Origin of the sequence: Flavobacterium sp. LS1R10, from assembly GCF_003968825.1 — a bacterium.
In the GTDB taxonomy this organism is placed as follows: domain Bacteria; phylum Bacteroidota; class Bacteroidia; order Flavobacteriales; family Flavobacteriaceae; genus Flavobacterium.
The window spans coordinates 218021-235389 of the sequence record NZ_RYDH01000001.1 but is presented as its reverse complement, the minus strand read 5'-3'; the positions used below and the strand labels follow the sequence as shown (position 1 = coordinate 235389).

The window sequence follows — 17369 nt, the reverse complement described above, 5'->3', positions numbered from 1 at the left end:
GGTTAGAATAGTTGCATCCAAAGGGTTAAGATTAATTATTTTCTTGCCATTTTTCAGTAAAGTAGTAAGAGTATTTTTTCTTATTGTATCGAATTTTTTTTAAAACTCAAAAAAACAAATTCTATTCGTATGAAAATCGGATTACTTTTTTCAATCCAGAATCAATTCTACGAAATAAGGATCAACCTTTTTGGTTGCGTTTAGTAGTAGTATTATGATGGAATTGCGTGAGGGATAGTAGTGGAAATCCTTTTATGAATCTCGTTTTTTAACGAGAACATAAAAGATTGTAACGAATAGCCCGACCCGTAGTTTTTGCGAAGGGTCACGCCCAAAAACAAAAAACCCTTGCTCCCGAAACTTCGGAACTGCAAGGGTTTGTATTATAAGAGTGAGAATTGCTTCGTTTCCTCGCAATGACTCGACTAGTATCTGTAATATTCTGGTTTGAACGGGCCTTCAACTGGAACGCCAATGTAATCCGCTTGATCAGTACGTAACGTCTCTAATTCAACACCCAATTTAGCTAAGTGTAACATGGCTACTTTCTCATCAAGATGTTTTGGTAACATGTACACATCATTGTTGTATGCCGCACTGTTTTTCCATAATTCGATTTGAGCCAGTGTTTGGTTAGTAAAGGAGTTACTCATTACAAAACTTGGGTGACCTGTAGCACAACCAAGGTTTACCAAACGGCCTTCAGCCAATACAATAATATCATTTCCAGCAATAGTGTATTTATCAACTTGAGGTTTGATTTCGATTTTTGATGCACCGTGGTTAGTGTTTAACCAAGCCATATCAATTTCGTTGTCAAAATGTCCAATATTACAAACGATAGTTTTGTCTTTCATTTTCTCAAAATGAGAACCCAAAACAATATCTTTATTTCCAGTAGTGGTAATGATAATATCAGCAGTTGCAATAACCGTATCTAATTTTTTTACTTCAAAACCGTCCATTGCTGCTTGAAGCGCACAAATTGGGTCAATTTCAGTAACCGTAACAATAGAACCAGCACCTCTAAAAGAAGCTGCTGTCCCTTTACCTACGTCACCGTATCCACAAACGATTACTCTTTTTGCAGCAAGCATCAAGTCAGTGGCACGACGAACTGCATCAACTGCTGATTCTTTACAACCGTATTTGTTGTCAAATTTCGATTTAGTAACCGAGTCATTCACGTTGATTGCCGGCATTGGCAATGTTCCTGCTTTTACTCTTTCGTATAATCTGTGTACTCCAGTGGTAGTTTCTTCGGATAATCCTTTGATTCCTGCAACTAATTCCGGGTAACGGTCTATAACCATATTGGTCAAATCCCCACCGTCATCAAGAATCATGTTCAATGGTTTTCTGTCTTCACCAAAAAATAATGTTTGCTCAATACACCAGTCAAAATCAGGTTCGTTCAACCCTTTCCAAGCATATACCTGAATTCCAGCAGCAGCAATCGCAGCAGCAGCCTGATCTTGTGTAGAGAAAATGTTACAAGAACTCCAAGTCACCTCAGCACCAAGAGCGATCAACGTTTCAATCAAAACTGCAGTCTGGATTGTCATGTGCAAACATCCCGCAATACGAGCACCAGCAAGTGGTTGTTCGTTTTTGTATTCCGCACGAAGCGCCATTAAACCTGGCATTTCAGCTTCTGCTAATTCAATTTCTTTTCTTCCCCAAGCCGCCAGGGAAATGTCTTTTACTTTGAAAGCCACAAAAGGCATAGTTGTAGTACTCATTTATAGTATATTTGTAATTACTTCGTCCGTTCGCCTTTCAGGCTCGGGTGAAAATTTTTTGCAAATTTACGCAATAACTTTAGAATTTTACGGTTTTCCAGAAGATTTATGAATTGTTTAATTCGCTAATCTTTTGAACATTAACTAAATAATTTCTTTAAGCTGAACTTGTTTCAGTTTCTGGAGCTATTTCCCGTTATTCGCTATATCTTTTTACACGCAAAAAAGCGTGAAAAAAGGATGTCGCTGCTACCGGGGCTAAAAATCAAGATCACAACACGATGCCACTTTATAAAATCATACGTCCTAATGCCGCCACCCAAATTTTAATTTGGAAAATAACGGAACCTTTCTCCGAATTAAACCAGCAGATTGTTCTTAATGTAAACAATCAAAATCGACTGGACGGAATGAAATCCGAAATGCACCAACGCGCCTTCCTGAGCGTTCGTAAGGCATTGCAACAAGCCGGATATACTGATTTTGATTTGTATTATGACACCTTCGGAAAGCCCCATTTACACGATGGAAAGCACATTTCCATCACACATTCTCATGAGTTTTCGGCCATCATAATCAGTGACGAAACTGTAGGAATCGACATTGAATTGCAACGCAATAAAATCATCAAAATAGCACATAAATTTTGTGACAGCGAGTTTCAATTCTTGGATATGGACAGTGAAGAATATATCCGAAAATTAACGGTTATTTGGGGTGCCAAAGAAGCCATTTTCAAAATTAGAAACGAAAGAGGAATCAGTTTCAAAGATCATATAAACCTAGATGATTTTGAATTAGAAAGTAAACAGACTATCGCCGAATTTCATTTTAATAGTTTAATAAAAGATTTCAAGGTCCATTTTGAAGAAATACAAGATTTTACGTTAGTTTATGCTTTCGAAAAATAGTACACAGTATTTCATCGCGCAGTTTGTCATTGCTTTGACCGTACTGGTTAAGCAATGAAAAGACAATTAATAAACAACAATATAAAGTATCAGAAATCCGTTTAAATCCGTTTAAATCCACAAAATCCACGTTATCTGCGTACCAAAAATGACAAACATTTATAACGAAATCATCCAATCTAAAGTCGAATGTCAAAAGCTCCTGGCGATTCTTCTGGATCCTGATAAAATAGTTCTGGAGAATTTACCTAGTTTAATTTCAAAAATCAATCAATCACCCGCAACACATATTTTCATTGGCGGAAGCCAGGTTGAAAACAACATTTTAGACGAATTAATTATAGAAATAAAAAAAAGCAGCACATTGCCTATCGTTTTATTTCCTGGAAACCCATCTCAGATTTCAGATAAAGCCGATGCGATTTTATTTTTGTCTTTAATTTCTGGTCGCAATCCTGATTTTTTAATCGAACACCAAGTAAAAGTGGCACCCATTTTAAAACAAACCCAACTCGAGATCATTTCTACCGGTTATATTTTGATTGAAAGTGGCACTGAAACCGCAGTAGAACGCATTAGTAAAACAAAACCTTTAGATAGAAATAATCTGGATTTAGCATTGGCTACGGCACAAGCCGGCGAAATGTTAGGTAATAAACTGATTTATCTCGAAGCGGGAAGTGGCGCTAAACAAGCTGTTCCGTTAGAAATGATTGCATTAGTTACTCAAAATATTGAAATTCCGTTACTTGTTGGTGGTGGTATTGTAGATTTGCAGGGAATTCAAAACGCGTATGCTGCCGGAGCCGATCTAGTAATTATAGGAACCGCTTTTGAAAAGGATATTAATTTTTTTAACTTTAATTAATGATAGACTATTTTTTTTCGCAGTACAGCGAGTATTCAACATTAGATATTATCTTGGAAATTATAGCTGTCATTTTTGGATTATGGAGTGTTTGGTACGCCAAAAAAGACAATATTCTGGTTTTTCCAACCGGATTAGTGAGTACGTCCATATTTGTGTATTTGCTCTGGAAATGGACCTTGTGGGGTGACATGATGATTAATGGCTATTATTTTGTAATGAGTATTTATGGATGGTACCATTGGACCCGCAAAAAAGACGATACGAAAGAATTCCCAATTTCAAAAATTTCAAGTTCTGAAAAACGAATTGCGATAATTCTTTTTATATTTACGGTCGCTTTTGTGGTTTCAGTATATCACTATTTTGGTAAATTTACCACTTGGTATGCCTATGTAGATACATTTATTACAGGGATTTTCTTTGTGGGAATGTGGCTCATGGCCAAAAGGAAAGTCGAGAATTGGGTGTTTTGGATTATTGGAGATGTAATTTCCATTCCGTTGTATTTTGCCAAAGGCTATACCTTTACCAGTTTTCAATACATAGTATTTACAATAGTTGCCATTTTTGGCTATTTAGAATGGAAGAAAATCTCAGACAGCTCTCAAACGGAGTTACAAAAATAATTAAAATAGCTTTATTTGGTCCTGAAAGCACTGGCAAAACTACCTTGGCCAGACAGCTTGCGGACTATTATAAAACGGAATGGGTTCCGGAGTTTGCACGTGATTACCTGCAAGAAAAGTGGGATTCAAGTCAGCAAATATGTACCGTTGATGATATGCTGCCCATTGCTTACGGTCAAGCTAAATTAGAAAATGAACGAACGCTGATTGCCAATAAATATCTTTTTTGTGATACGAATCTAATGGTGACCAAAGTTTTTTCGGAGGTGTATTACAACTATTGTGATCCTTTGTTGCATGAAGCAGCTCGTGCACATGAATACGATTTGTTTTTTCTGACAGATATTGATGTACCCTGGGAAAAAGATGATTTGCGAGACAAAGCAGAAGGAAGAGAATCTGTTTTTGCCGTGTTTAAACAATCTTTAATCGATAATAATAAACCATTTATAACCCTTTCCGGAGACCAGGATTTGCGTCTCAAAAAGGCAATTGCAAGTGTTAATGACTTAACTTTAGCAAGGGAACTCGGGTTTTCCTCGGATGATTTTCTGTATATTCAGGAGTATGGAATCTCAATGAAAGACATTCAAAAGCAATTGAATTTTTTTAAAAACGGTATCCCCAAAGCAGATTTGGTTCGTCCGGCAACAGTGTCTAATGGTATTTTAAAGCTATCTGAAAAAGATTTTCAAGAAAAATCCCTTTTTTTTGATACCCATAAATCAAATCTGAAATTACAGAAATTTGTGCCTGCTTCCGGAGCAGCCAGCAGAATGTTTAAGTTTTTGGCGGAATTTATAAATGAATTTGATGTTGAAAATGAATCAATTAATTCCTATATCAACCGAAAAAAAGCAAATAAACTTGCTGTTTTTATCGTGGGAATGGAAAAACTTCCCTTTTTTGAAGCAATCGATAAACGACTCAGAGCCGAGTATGCCGCTTTTGATACTTTAGATCCAAGTTTGAAAAATTATTATTTTATAAAATTCATTTTATCATCTGATTATTTTGACTTTGCAAATCAACCAAAAGGGACTCTTCCTTTTCATAAATACAAAACCCATATTGCAACTCCTGTGGAAGAGCATTTACAGGAATGTACGCATTATACGAGCACTAATAACTGTTCTTATTTGCATTTTACAGTGTCAGAATCCCATCAAAAAAAGTTTGAAAGCCGCATTGATGCAATTAAATCTAAAATTGAAAAGCAATCGGGTGTAACAATACAGGTTAGTTTTTCCTATCAAAGCAAGCGGACTGATACACTTGCGGTTACTATGAAAAACAAGCCGTTCCGAGATGAAAAGGGACAATTAGTTTTCAGGCCCGGAGGACACGGTGCTTTGATTGCCAATTTGAATGATTTAGAGGCTGATATAGTATTTATCAAAAACATTGACAATGTAATTCAAAACAATTTAGAGAAAATTTCTTTGTACAAAAAAGGGTTGGCGGGAATTTTGCTGGCAATACAGCAGCAGGTTTTCAGGTATTTAAACGCCTTGGATACTGTGGCAATTGAGTCCGCGTTTGTAGATGAAATTATTCTTTTTTTGAAGGAAAAATTGAATACTACAATGAAGGACGGTTTTCATACGGATACTCTGGACAATAAAATCAAGGAAATAAAAGCGATTTTAAATAGGCCGATTCGCGTATGCGGAATGGTAAAAAACGAGGGTGAACCCGGAGGAGGGCCGTTTTGGGTCCGGGATCATCAAGGAGGAATTTCATTGCAAATCGTAGAAGGTTTCCAAGTCGATTTGGCAAACGACAATCAAAAGACGATTCTGGATGCTGCTACCCATTTTAATCCGGTTGATTTAGTCTGTAGCCTAAAAAATTATAAAAAAGAGAAATTTGATCTCACTCACTTTGTGGATTATAGTAGTGGTTTTATTGTGGAAAAAAATGTAGCGGGCAAAAACATCAAAGGGTATGAATTGCCTGGTTTATGGAACGGCGCAATGGCTAAATGGCTGACTGTGTTTGTTGAGGTGCCTTTGATTACTTTTAATCCGGTCAAAACGGTGAATGATTTGTTGAAACCGGCACATCAGTTCTAAAATTTACGCATCAATGGAAATAGAAAAAATCGTATCCGAATTAAGTTTTAAAGCAGTCCGGAGCAGTGGAGCCGGCGGTCAGAACGTAAATAAAGTATCCTCTAAAGTGGTGTTGACTTTTGATCTGCACCATTCTCTGGCTTTAACGGACGAAGAAAAACTTTTGATTGCAACTAAATTATCGTCCAGACTTACCACTGATGCTGTTTTAATTTTAAATTGTGAGGAAGACCGAAGTCAATTTAGAAACAAAGAACTCGTAATCAAACGATTTTTGGAATTAATAAAAAATGCATTGCTTGTTCCAAAAGAAAGAAAACCCACCAGAATCCCTAAATCAGTCATTAGAAAAAGAATAAAGGATAAAAAGACTATTTCTGAAGTCAAGAAAAACAGGAGAAAACCAAATTTAGAATAAGATTTTATTTTTTATTTCTAAAATTCGAACAAAAAAAACTACTTTTGCGCTGTCTCAAAGGGGTGCTCTAAATAACGAGCTGAGATCATACCCAACGAACCTGGGCGAGTAATGTCGCTAAGGGAAAAAATGACAAAGAAAATAGCGTGCACACTATCTATTTGTCATAGGAAACAATCATTTATTAATTTAACAAAAGGAATAATTCCCCCTTTTATTCGTAATCTTATTTACGGATGAATACTATTTTAGTCTCAAAGTCTCAAAGTCTTAAAGTTTCAAAGTCCAAGAATCTGACATATTTTATGTCTTCTGTCTTTCTCTTTACATCATTTATCTCTTTTTCTCAAGTTAAAGACACTACGAAAGTAAACCAACTTGATGAAGTCTTGGTTTCGGCGGTGCGGGTCACTACAAAAACGCCGGTAAGTTTCAGTAATTTAGACAAAAAGGAAATCAAATTCCGAAACTTAGGACAGGATATTCCTATTTTAATGAATTATTTGCCGTCAGTTGTGACGACTTCTGATGCGGGAAATGGAGTAGGGTATACCGGAATTCGCGTACGTGGTAGCGATGCAACAAGAGTGAATGTCACTATCAACGGAATTCCTTACAATGATTCTGAAAGTCAGGGAACCTTTTGGGTAAATATGCCAGATTTTGCTTCATCATTAGAAAGTTTGCAATTGCAACGTGGCGTAGGAACGTCTACGAATGGAGCGGGTGCTTTTGGGGCGAGCTTAAACATGTTGACGGACAATTTTGCCAAAGAAAGCTCTGGTGAAATATCGAACTCTGTGGGTAGTTTCAATACCAGAAAACACACCGTAAAATTCAGTACGGGTTTGATGAACGACCATTTTGAAATCGCAGGAAGGTTATCAGCCATCAAGTCTGACGGGTTTGTAGATCGTGGCGCTTCTGATTTGAAATCCTATTTTCTGCAGGGAACGTATGTCGGCAAAACGACTTTGATAAAAGCATTGGTTTTTGGAGGTACTGAAAAAACGTACCAGTCTTGGAACGGAATAGATGCAGAAACGCTGCAGAATGACCGAACGTTTAATTCATCAGGTGCTTTTACGGACGAGCAAGGAAATGCTCGTTTTTATGATAATGAAACGGATAATTACCAGCAAGATCACTCTCAATTGCATTGGAACGAAAAAATATCTGAAAACTGGAGTACTAATTTTGCTTTGCATTACACCAAAGGAAAAGGATTCTATGAAAATTATAAAGAAGATGCTAAATTTTCCAGCTATAACTTGACGCCAATTACTATTGGAGGAACAACAATAAATAGAACGGATTTAGTGCGTCAAAAATGGTTGGATAATGATTTTTACGGTACTACTTTTTCTGCTAATTATAAAGAGGAAAAACTGGATGTAATTTTTGGTGGTGGATGGAATAAGTATGAAGGCGACCATTTTGGAAAAGTGATCTGGGCACGAAATGCCTCACAGAGTGAGTTAGGAGATCGCTATTACGATGATTATGCCAATAAAACGGACGGGAATATTTTTGCGAAAGCCAATTACCAAATCACAGAACAGCTAAGTTTATTTGGAGATTTGCAATATCGTTCAGTGAATTACAAGGCTAATGGTGTTCAACCAACACTTGTGGATGATACGTTTAATTTCTTTAACCCTAAAACGGGATTGACCTATACGATCAATTCCGGAAATTCCGTGTATTTGTCTTATGCCAGAGCCAATCGCGAACCGAATAGGAGTGATTATGAAGGCGGAAACGTAAAGCCAGAGAAACTAAATGACTTTGAATTGGGGTGGAGATATGTTGCGGAAAAAGTACAATTTAACTCGAATGTGTATTATATGGCCTATAAAGACCAATTGATTTTGACAGGGAGTTTAGACGATGTAGGTGCTCCTATACGCTCCAACAGCGAAAAGAGTTACCGTTTAGGGCTGGAAGTGGATGCTACAATAGCGTTGACAGACCAATTGATTATTCGTCCAAATTTTACCTTGAGTGCCAATAAAAATTTGGATTTAGCTGTTGAAGGTCAAAATTACGGAACTACTGAAATTGCGTATTCACCATCAATAATTGCGGGAAATATTTTGGTTTATACGCCCATTGAAAATCTTCATATTTCATGGTTGCAAAAATTCGTTGGGGAACAATACATGAACAACATCGAATTACCGGCTGCAAAGTTGGCGGATTATTTTGTGAATGATTTTAATGTTGCTTACACTTTTAAACCTAAAAACATCTTCAAAGAAATCGTATTGACCGGTTTAGTGAATAACTTTTTAGATAAGCAATACGTTTCTAACGGATACATGTATGACGTTTATCCATATTATTACCCACAAGCGGGAATTAATTTCTTGGTGGGATTGACGTTGAAGTTTTAGCAATAGTTCGTTAGTTCTATTTTTTTTAAATCCTGATGGCTTAGCTATCAGGATTTTTTGTTGTGTGTTTTTTGCGATGAATTCTGTTCTCAATCTAATGGAACTTTATTGTTTTTTTTTAAACAGGAATAGTTTGTGTAATCTTCGGGAATCCCTAGTGGTGTTAGCGAATTGAAATTTAGGGGGTTTGGTCAAGTGCTTTGTTTTTAAGTAATTATGGTTTTTATTTTAAAAAACACCTTGTTAAAGTTTAGTTAAACAATTCTTAAAAATAGTGTGAGGCATTTTAATTTTGTCAAGTTTACTATGGTTAGCCACTAAATATTTTATTAATTTAAACAATATTAAAAATGAAAAAATTATTATTTACCGCTCTGGCAGTGGTAGCGTTTAGCGGAGTTGCAATGGCAGGAACTCATGAAGTTAAAGAAATGGAAGTATTGTCAGAAGAATGTTATGTAAAAGCTGCTGATTATGTAGACAATGAGTATGACCCTAATGGCACGCACACTGATGCACAAAATGAAGCTGCTTATCAGGGGTATTACGATGCTTGTGAAGCTAATAAAACACCTCGTATAACCGAAAATTAATGTAGTACTTATAACTAGCAAACAAAACTAAATTTTAGTTTTGCTTGCTTCTACAATGAAAACAATGAAAAAAGTAATAATAGGATTCTGTTGTTTGTTATTTACAGTGACAGTTGACTGCTACAGTCAATCAGTTTCAGGAAAAGTGATTTATAAAACTCAATTAGCTGGGTACGGTAGCGGTAATAAAAATTCAAAATTTCTTCCACTAAATGAAGCTATAATCAAGATTGCAAACAAGCAAACCCTTACGCTAAATTTTAATAGCGGGCAATCGAGTTCTGTTTTGGATAAATATTTAATTTCTGACGCGGACGACAATGAATTAAATAAAATGGCGAGGTCGTTGGCTTTTGTGGTAACTAACGGTAGCGATTATTTTTTTGAAAAAAGCACTAATACGGCTGTAGAGCGAAAAGACAACGGAAGTTTAACCAAGAAAATACATAAAAAATTAGAATGGGACATCACAACAGAAAGTAAGATGATTGGTGATTATTTGTGCTACAAAGCGATCTATTTAGAAAAATTTATCAATAGATTCGGTAAAAATACTAGTGTTCCCATTACCGCATGGTTTGCACCAAGTTTACCTTACGCTTATGGTCCGAAATATTTTAATGGTTTACCGGGGCTTATTTTAGAATTGGTGGATCGTGAGACTACTTTTTATGCCACATCAATAACGATTTCAAAAGATAAAGAATTAGTAATAGATTTTCCAAAAGGGAAAAGTATTAAGGAGGAAGAATATACTAAAAAAGTGATACCAATTAAATAAATGAATAGTATTTACCTCTTCCTTTTTTTTTACAATAGTAACCTTTTCACAATCCCACACCATAATTGGTGTAGTCTCTGACGATAGAAATAAACCGTTAGAATCCGCTAATGTAATTGCTAAACCGCAGCAAGAAGGAGCAAGCCTTAAATTTGCCATTGCGGATAACAAAGGGCGTTACCGCTTAGAACTGGATAAAGAAGAGTTACTTTTTTAGCATCTAAGATAACCACTTGTAACGAAAGTGAAGCAACCATCGATTTTCCAAAAGGAAAAATCACTCCAAAAGAAGAGTACGACAAGAAGATGAAATCTCAATATTAAATGTAATAGTGTAACTATGAAAAAAGCAATAATAACAGTAATGTTAATCGCCTTTGCAGCAGTGCAGGACTGTTACAGTCAGTCTCTTTCGGGGAAAGTGATTTATAAAATTCAATTGATAAATAATCAAGTAGACCTCAAAAACTCACCAGATAGAGAATTAATTGAGAACACAATTGAAATTGCTAACAAACAAACTACCACACTGCTTTTTAATAGGACGCAATCTAGTACTATTTTAGATCAATATTTGATCCAAGATACTGGCGGCAACACCGGTTTAAGGAAATGGGCCCAAAAAATGGCTTTTATACAAACTGTCGGGAGCGATTATTTTTACGATAAAGTTAGTAATACAGCTGTAGAACGAAATAATAGTGGGACGTTAGTTAAGAAAACAAACAAAAAATTAGAATGGGACATCACAACAGAAAGTAAGATGATTGGTGATTATTTGTGCTATAAAGCGATTTATTTAAATAAATTTATTAATAGATTAGGTAAAAACACTAGTGTTCCCATTACCGCATGGTTTGCACCAAGTTTGCCATATGGCTTTGGCCCAAAATATTTTAATGGATTACCGGGACTTATTTTAGAACTAGAAGACAGAGAAACCACTTTTTTAGCCTCATCTATAATTATTTCTAACGAAAGCGAAGCAACCATCGATTTCCCAAAAGGAAAAACAATCACAAAAGAAGAATTCGAAAAGAAAATGAAATCTCAATATGGATCCTAAGATCATAAGAAATTAAAAGCAAATCTCTATGTTGACGATAAACATCAAATACCTAGCACTCTTTTTTTTGATGTTATTTGTCTCTCCGGCAGGCTTTTCACAATCCCACACCATAACCGGTGTAGTCTCTGACGATAGTAATAAACCGTTAGAATCCGCTAATGTAATTGCTAAACCACTACAAGAAGGAGCAAGCCTGAAGTTTGCCATTGCGGATAATAAAGGGCGTTACCGCTTAGAACTGGATAAAGAAGTAGCGTATGAAATCACGGTTTCCTATATTGGTTTTGTCGAGGAAATGCTTTTTTTGGACCCCAATTCAGTAATTGCTAACTATGATTTTAAACTCAGACCTACCGGTGTAACACTCAAGGAAATTGTCATCAAGCACGAGTTTAAACCCATTATTATCAAAAAAGATACGCTGATATTTGATGTAAAAAGTTTTGCTAATGGGAACGAACGGAAAATGAAGGATATTCTCGAAAAACTTCCAGGTGTAGAAGTCGATAAAAACGGTGGAGTAACAGTTCAGGGAAAAAGAGTTACTCAAATGCTTATCGAAGGGAAATCATTCTTTGGTGGTGGATCAAAGTTAGCAGTCGAGAACATTCCTGCTGATGCGCTGGACAAAATTGAAGTCATTGATAATTTCAATGAAGTGGCATTCATGAAAGAGGTTTCGGATAGCGATGAACTCGCGATAAATGTAAAATTAAAAGAAGATAAGAAAAATTTTGTTTTTGGAGATGTCGAAGCCGGTGCCGAAGTAGGAACTGAAGACAATGGTTTTTATCTGGCACATGCGGCGTTATTTTATTATGCGCCAAAAACCAATTTGAGTTTTATTGGGGACTTAAATAACATAGGTAAGAGTACTTTTACGTTTGATGATCTCACGCGCTTTGGTAGTGGAGCAAGTGCGTTTTTGACGGGCAGGAGATCGTTATCTAATTTGTTTTCTTTTGCCAATGATAATAGAGATGTGGTTCAGAATAAATCGCAAGTTGGCGCTTTCAATTTTAGTCATGATACTTCCTCAAAGCTTTCTATTTCTGGTTTTTCTATTTTTTCGAAAGTATTGACGGCTACACGAACAGAAAGCGCTAATGAATACTTGCAAAATAGCGCTATCGCCTTTGAGAATAAGTTACAAAATGGGGACAATCGCTCGGTTTTGGGAATTGCCAATGTAAAACTGGATTATTCGCCCAGCGCTAAAGAAAAATGGTATTATAACGGACAATATCAATCGAGTACTAATAATTTTTCAAGTACCATTAACTCTATAACCAATCTTAATGCTAGTATTTTTGAAACCATTAACCAAACGGATAATGTAGCAATAAAACAATTTATTGAGTGGCATAAAAGTTATAATGCACATCATACCACCACATTTGTAGTCAATCAGTCGTATGATTACAACACGCCACAAACACAATGGTTTACGGATCAGCCTTTTTTGACAGGACTGATTCCACTGCAAGACGATGATTCCTATACCATTGAACAAATCAAGAAAGCCAAAAATAATAGTGTGGATGCGTTGGTTAAACATTATTGGGTCATTGATAATTTCAATCATTTGTATACTAATGTGGGAAATAATTATGGAACATCTCGTTTTGAAACTTCAGAGAAACAACTATTGACCAATGGAACAGTTAATGATTTTGCGTTGGCTGGTTTCGGGAATGACGTTAAGTACCAATTGAATGATGCATATATTGGAGTCGAATACAAATTCCGTATTGGTAAATGGACTAATAAACCTGGTTTATACATGCACTGGTACCATCTACAGACAGAACAGCAATTAGGAGTGCGGACATTGTCTAAAACACTCTTGCAACCGCAGTGGGACAGCGAATTTGAATTTAATAAATCAGAAACGGTAACTTTTACGTATAAACTTGAGAATAGTTTTCCGCAGGTGAGCCAAATGGCGGATCAGTTTAGCTTGCAAAATTATAATTTGGTGTACAGAGGAAATGCGTTGTTGCAAAACGAGCGCTATCATTCGGCAAATTTGCGGTATTCAAAAATTAATAGTTTTAGAGGCATTAGGATGGATGCCACAGCTAGTTTTAATAAAAAAGTAAAAACGATTCGGAACGAAATCCTATTAGATGGAATCAATCAATTTAGCACACCCATTCTAAGCGATAATCCTGAAACGAATTACAATGTACATGGTTCTATATCTAAGCAAATATACCGTTTCAGTTTGCGTTTCAATACGAGTTTGCGTTGGTTTAATTATTTACAAACATTGAATAATGTATTAACGGTAAATGACAGAAACAATCAAAGAATGGGTGTTTCCTTTCGGACAGCCCATAGGAAATGGCCTAATTTGAGTATTGGTTACACTAAAGGTTTTAGTCAGTTCTCCGGTTTGACTCAATCGAATTTTCAGACGGATGCCTTAACTGCTAATGCTGACATAACCTTTTTTAAATTTTGGACCTGTAAATTTGAATACGAAAATCTCACGAATACGAATAACAACAATCAAAGTAATTTTTATGATATTGCTAATACATCATTGCGATATCAAAAGAAAAATAGTCCTTTTGGCTTTCAATTGACTGTCAATAACCTATTTGATATCAGAGTGAAAAATGATTATTCATTCTCAGACTTTTTAATCAGCGAGCGAACTACTTTTGTTTTACCACGAGTGTTTTTATTTTCAGTGAGTTATAAATTGTAGTTAATTATAAACACAAATCGGTTTATAAATTAATTATTTTGACCGGTTTAGTGAATAACTTTTTAGACAAGAAATACGTTTCTAACGGATACATGTATGACATCTATCCGTATTATTATCCACAAGCAGGAATTAATTTCTTAGCGGGATTAACGTTGAAGTTTTAGTATAATGATTATAGTTGACAAAAAACCATCACGAGCAATTTTGATGGTTTTTTTGGTTCTATTATAAAGGATTACTTTTCTGACTTTCTGATTCAAATAAATATTTACTATTCCAGTATCTATAATTAAACACTAAAACCCCAAAAGCTCAAAACTGAATTGATTAATTTTGTATTATAAAATTAATTTTTGAATTTAATTAAAGGAAAATGGGAAATACATTAAAAATACAAATCTGGTCGGATATCATGTGTCCGTTTTGTTATATTGGAAAAAGAAGAATAGAAGGTGCTTTACAGAATTTTGAGCATAAAGATGCAGTTGAAATTGAATGGAAAAGTTTTCAGTTAGACGCCGGCTTTGTTGCTTCTCCAGAGGATGATATGGTTGAGCATTTGGCCGAAAAATATAGAAAAGATAAAGATTGGGCACAAGAGATGCTGAATAATATGACTGAAAATGCTAAAAATGCAGGATTGGATTTCAATTTTGAAAAAGCGGTTATGGCCAATTCGCTGCATGCACATCGCTTGTTGCATTTGGCTAAAAAATATGATTTGGCAAATGACTTAGAAGAATTACTGTTCAAAGCCTATTTAACGGATGGTAAGAATATTAATGATTTGGATACATTGAAAGCGTTAGGACTGGAAGTAGGACTGAATGGCGAAGCTATTGATGAAGTGCTAAATTCTGATGCGTACGCAAATGAAGTGCAGCAGGATATAAATGAGGCGCAATCTGTCGGGGTTCAAGGAGTTCCTTTTTTTGTTTTCGATAATAAATATGCAGTTTCGGGTGCGCAACATGTGGAAACCTTTGTGAAAACACTTGAAAAAGTATGGGAGGAAGGCAAATTTGATTCGAAAGTCACGGTATTGAATACCACCGATGGAGACAGTTGTGGAATTGATGGTTGTGAGTAAAACGAGAATTTCAAACGATAAGCAATTAAGTTCCATCCAGCGTTTTATCTACAAGAAGCATAGTTTCTTTCTGGTTAACTATTACGCAAAACAGTCGCAGTAGCGCACAATCGTCTGAGACAATGAAAAATTATCATTATGAGTGAACCTACAAAAGTAATCCGCTGGGGAATATTAGGCTGTGGCGATGTTACCGAACTGAAAAGTGGTCCTGCGTACCAGAAAACGGATGGTTTTCAAGTGGTAGCAGTAATGCGAAGAGATGCGGTTAAGGCTGCGGATTATGCTAAAAGACACGGAATCAGCAAATATTACACAAATGCCGATGATTTGATTAATGATCCTGAGATTGATGCGATTTATATTGCCACGCCTCCGGATGTGCATAAATTGTATGGACTCATGGTGGCTGCAGCCGGTAAAATATGTTGTATCGAAAAACCTTTGTCTCCAAATTATCAAGACAGTCTCTCGATTTGTACTGCTTTCGCAGCAAAAAAAATTCCGTTGTTTGTAGCCTATTATCGCCGAACATTACCTCGTTTTGAACAAATAAAAGCGTGGCTTGATACCAATAGCATTGGTGACATCAGACACATAAGATGGCATTTGAGTAAACCTGCAAGTTCTACGGATTTATCAGGCGAATACAATTGGCGAACTGATGCGTTGATTGCTGCAGGCGGTTATTTTGATGATTTAGCAAGTCACGGCCTGGATTTATTCACGCATTTACTGGGAAATATAAAAGAAGTTTCGGGGCTTAGTATTAATCAACAAGGATTGTACGCTGCTAAAGATGCCGCGACTGCCTGTTGGTTGCATGAATCTGGAATTACAGGTACCGGAAGCTGGAATTTTGGGTGCTATGAACGGGAAGATAAAGTGGTCATTTATGGAAGCAAAGGAAAAATAACGTTTTCTGTATTTGAAAATGATCCTGTAGTGCTTTCGAACGCACAAGGACAAACAGAAGTACTCATTGACCATCCTGAAAATATTCAGTTGTATCATGTACAGCAAATGCGAGAAGACCTTCTTGGGCACAGTACACACCCTTCTACAGGTTTGACAGCAACGCATACGAGTTGGGTTATGGACCAAATTATGGGGAATTTGTAGTGTTTTCAATTGTTCAAACAAAAATCCCGTTGATACGAATACCAACGGGATTTTTCAAACAAACCATTTATAACTAACAAACTATCTTCTATTGATTACGATGGCTACGCGACCGGTTCCTTTCGTTTTTTCAATTTTTGCTTTGGGGCCATTTGTTCTGTAATAGTAAGAGTCGTCGTCCTCTGAGTTTTGGTTGCCACCAAAATCATTGTCGTAATCACGATCATTTCTGTTTTGACCGTATTGGTAACTTCTACCACCTTTTACAGCGCCAACAGTTTCAACAATCAGGCCATGACGGTTGTAGATTATTTCTAAACCTCCTACGCGTTCCAATGCAAATCGGTTGTAGGTCATATACACGGAACCCACTCGTTTGATGCGGTCATTTGAATCATAGTTGATAAACACATTTCCTACTTGTCTTACTCTCCCCATATTATCGTGTGCTACTTTTACCCCATAATTCCCGTTTCGCACATTGCCTGGCGCACCATAGGTTTTGTTTACCCCATTTTTTCGGCTTGACTTATAATAGATATCCCGTCCAATTGTAGGACGTGTATTAAAATCTAATTGTCCGTCAGGGAAAATAAAAAACTCAATTCCTCTTTCTGTGAATACAATTGGGTCGGCATCTCTAAAATCTACTGGAGATCTTCTTTCTACAGAAAAATCGATTTTTTCTGTGGCATTCGCTATACTACCTCCCAATATGAAGATACTAGCTACTAAAAAGGTAATTTTTTTCATGATACAGTTCTTTTGAATTTTGCCTACTCTTGAGCTTTTCGGCTTTCGCTTTTTGTGTTATTTGATAAGGGATATTCAAGGAGCATGCCAAAATTTTTAATCAAGGGGTTGTGTCTTTAAAGTACGGCCTGATTTTGTAGACTTAATCCACTTAAAATCAGTACTTTAATTTGCGTGAAGGACAAAAAATAATTTTATTGAAA

Annotated in this window: 14 protein-coding genes; 12 read left to right on the top strand and 2 right to left on the bottom strand. The window is 36.1% G+C overall.

The annotated features are described in order from the left end of the window. Positions 1-425: 425 nt before the first annotated feature. Entirely contained in the window at positions 426-1742 is a 1317-nt protein-coding gene (gene ahcY, locus EKL96_RS01065) for an adenosylhomocysteinase (protein ID WP_126457562.1), read from the bottom strand. Positions 1743-2023: 281 nt separating this feature from the next. Between ahcY and EKL96_RS01060 the strand changes: the two genes are divergently transcribed. The 12 genes from EKL96_RS01060 to EKL96_RS01000 all read left to right on the top strand — a co-directional run bounded on the left by EKL96_RS01060 (position 2024) and on the right by EKL96_RS01000 (position 16413). Continuing rightward, a complete protein-coding gene (locus EKL96_RS01060) occupies positions 2024-2653 on the top strand; it encodes a 4'-phosphopantetheinyl transferase family protein (protein WP_126457561.1) in 630 nt (209 codons plus the stop codon). Positions 2654-2801: 148 nt separating this feature from the next. Further along, the gene (locus tag EKL96_RS01055) at positions 2802-3521 is read left to right on the top strand and encodes a geranylgeranylglyceryl/heptaprenylglyceryl phosphate synthase (protein WP_126457560.1); all 720 of its coding nucleotides are present in this window, start codon (positions 2802-2804) and stop codon (positions 3519-3521) included. Next, complete coding sequence (gene pnuC, locus EKL96_RS01050; RefSeq protein WP_126457559.1) at positions 3521-4150, top strand: nicotinamide riboside transporter PnuC; 630 nt, start codon at positions 3521-3523, stop codon at positions 4148-4150. The genes EKL96_RS01055 and pnuC overlap by 1 nt, the downstream gene beginning before the upstream one ends. Continuing rightward, the gene (locus EKL96_RS01045) at positions 4105-6225 is read left to right on the top strand and encodes a DUF4301 family protein (RefSeq protein WP_126457558.1); all 2121 of its coding nucleotides are present in this window, start codon (positions 4105-4107) and stop codon (positions 6223-6225) included. Before pnuC ends, EKL96_RS01045 begins: the two co-directional genes overlap by 46 nt. Before the next feature lie 13 nt (positions 6226-6238). Continuing rightward, a complete protein-coding gene (arfB, locus tag EKL96_RS01040) occupies positions 6239-6643 on the top strand; it encodes an alternative ribosome rescue aminoacyl-tRNA hydrolase ArfB (protein ID WP_126457557.1) in 405 nt (134 codons plus the stop codon). Positions 6644-6948: 305 nt separating this feature from the next. Next, a complete protein-coding gene (locus EKL96_RS01035) occupies positions 6949-9039 on the top strand; it encodes a TonB-dependent receptor (protein ID WP_233579245.1) in 2091 nt (696 codons plus the stop codon). Positions 9040-9389: 350 nt separating this feature from the next. Then, on the top strand, positions 9390-9632 hold the full coding sequence (locus tag EKL96_RS01030; RefSeq protein ID WP_126457555.1) for a hypothetical protein: 243 nt from the start codon (positions 9390-9392) through the stop codon (positions 9630-9632). Positions 9633-9696: 64 nt separating this feature from the next. After that, positions 9697-10413 carry a GLPGLI family protein gene (locus EKL96_RS01025; RefSeq protein ID WP_126457554.1) on the top strand — a complete coding sequence of 239 codons (717 nt, stop codon included), beginning with the start codon at positions 9697-9699 and terminating at the stop codon, positions 10411-10413. Positions 10414-10753: 340 nt separating this feature from the next. Next, complete coding sequence (locus tag EKL96_RS01020) at positions 10754-11479, top strand: GLPGLI family protein (protein ID WP_126457553.1); 726 nt, start codon at positions 10754-10756, stop codon at positions 11477-11479. A 28-nt stretch (positions 11480-11507) separates the two neighbouring features. Beyond that, on the top strand, positions 11508-14198 hold the full coding sequence (locus EKL96_RS01015; protein WP_126457552.1) for a TonB-dependent receptor: 2691 nt from the start codon (positions 11508-11510) through the stop codon (positions 14196-14198). 376 nt (positions 14199-14574) lie between these two features. Beyond that, the gene (locus EKL96_RS01005; protein ID WP_126455170.1) at positions 14575-15291 is read left to right on the top strand and encodes a DsbA family protein; all 717 of its coding nucleotides are present in this window, start codon (positions 14575-14577) and stop codon (positions 15289-15291) included. A gap of 138 nt (positions 15292-15429) precedes the next feature. Continuing rightward, complete coding sequence (locus EKL96_RS01000) at positions 15430-16413, top strand: Gfo/Idh/MocA family protein (RefSeq protein ID WP_126457551.1); 984 nt, start codon at positions 15430-15432, stop codon at positions 16411-16413. Positions 16414-16494: 81 nt separating this feature from the next. Here the strand turns inward: EKL96_RS01000 and EKL96_RS00995 are convergent, their stop codons facing one another. After that, positions 16495-17166, bottom strand: coding sequence for a hypothetical protein (locus tag EKL96_RS00995; RefSeq protein ID WP_126457550.1), 672 nt, complete (start codon positions 17164-17166; stop codon positions 16495-16497). Positions 17167-17369 lie beyond the last annotated feature (203 nt).